Genomic DNA, 1226 nt, shown 5'->3' with positions numbered 1-1226 from the left:
AGGCGAGACACCGCTGATTCTGCCCTCGGTTGACCGCAATGCAGTGGCCGCCGTGGTCCAGGACTGGACCGGGATCCCGACCGGACGGATGCTGTCCAGCCAGACCGAAAAGGCGCTCAAGCTCGCCGCCACGCTTTCGGAACGGGTCGTCGGCCAGGATCACGCCATGGAGATGATCGCCAAACGCGTGCAGACCAGCCGCGCCGGGCTTGGCGCGCCTGAAAAGCCGGTCGGGGTCTTCCTGCTTTGCGGCCCCTCGGGCGTCGGCAAGACCGAAACGGCATTGGCGCTGGCCGAAACGCTTTACGGTGGCGAGCAGAACCTGATCTCCATCAACATGTCCGAGTTCCAGGAGGCGCACACCGTCTCGACACTGAAGGGCGCACCGCCCGGCTATGTCGGCTACGGCAAGGGCGGCATCCTGACCGAAGCGGTGCGCAGAAAACCCTATTCGGTGATCCTGCTCGACGAGGTCGAGAAGGCGCATCCCGACGTCCACGAAATCTTCTTCCAGGTCTTCGACAAGGGGATGATGGACGACAGCGAGGGCCGGCGCATCGATTTCAAGAACACCCTGATCCTGCTCACCTCGAATGTCGGCTCCGAAGTCATCATGGACCGCACAAGGAATGGCACGCTGCGGACCGGGCTCGACGATCTGGATACCGCCTTGCGCAGCCCATTGCTGAAGGTCTTCCCGGCTGCCTTCCTTGGCCGGGTGGTGACCATTCCTTACTATCCGCTCTCTGATTCGATGATCGAGGCGATCACTGGCCACCAGTTCGCCAAGATCGCTCGCCGGTTGCGGGCAACCAACGATGCGGAACTGGTGATCGGCGACGGTGTCATGGATCTGGTCAAGGCCCGCTGCACCGAGATCGAATCCGGCGGGCGGATGATCGATGCCATCCTGACCAACACGCTGCTGCCGGAACTGAGCCGCGGCGTGCTTAACCGGTCGCTCGAGGGCGAAAAGATGACCAAAGTCACCGTCGGCGCCTCCAAGGAAGGTTTCACTTATTCCTTCGAGTAGGTTCTGATCGTGTAGAACCTCGTCGCCCTCGGCTGCCGGCCCGCTATTCGCGATCCCCCGTGGCGCCGCAATTCGAGAGGTGGCGGTCTTGCCCGTGCGCGAGAACGACGTGCGCAGCCGGTAGCGGATCGTCCCCGACAGCACCGGCCCGCCGGTAGCATCGATGATCGTCCATCTATTGAAGGTTACCGAC

General features: G+C 62.7%; 1 protein-coding gene. It reads left to right on the top strand.

Annotation, left to right across the window (positions count from 1 at the left end):
- On the top strand, positions 1 to 1033 hold a 1033-nt coding region (locus EN991_RS36870), incomplete at its 5' end, for an AAA family ATPase (protein ID WP_127370556.1).
- Positions 1034 to 1226: the final 193 nt, after the last annotated feature.

The sequence above is a fragment of the Mesorhizobium sp. M7A.F.Ca.US.005.03.2.1 genome (genome assembly GCF_003997795.1).
GTDB classification, from domain to species: Bacteria; Pseudomonadota; Alphaproteobacteria; order Rhizobiales; family Rhizobiaceae; genus Mesorhizobium; species Mesorhizobium ciceri.
The sequence above is the reverse complement of the archived record's forward strand: the minus strand, read 5'-3'. Positions and strand labels throughout refer to the sequence as shown.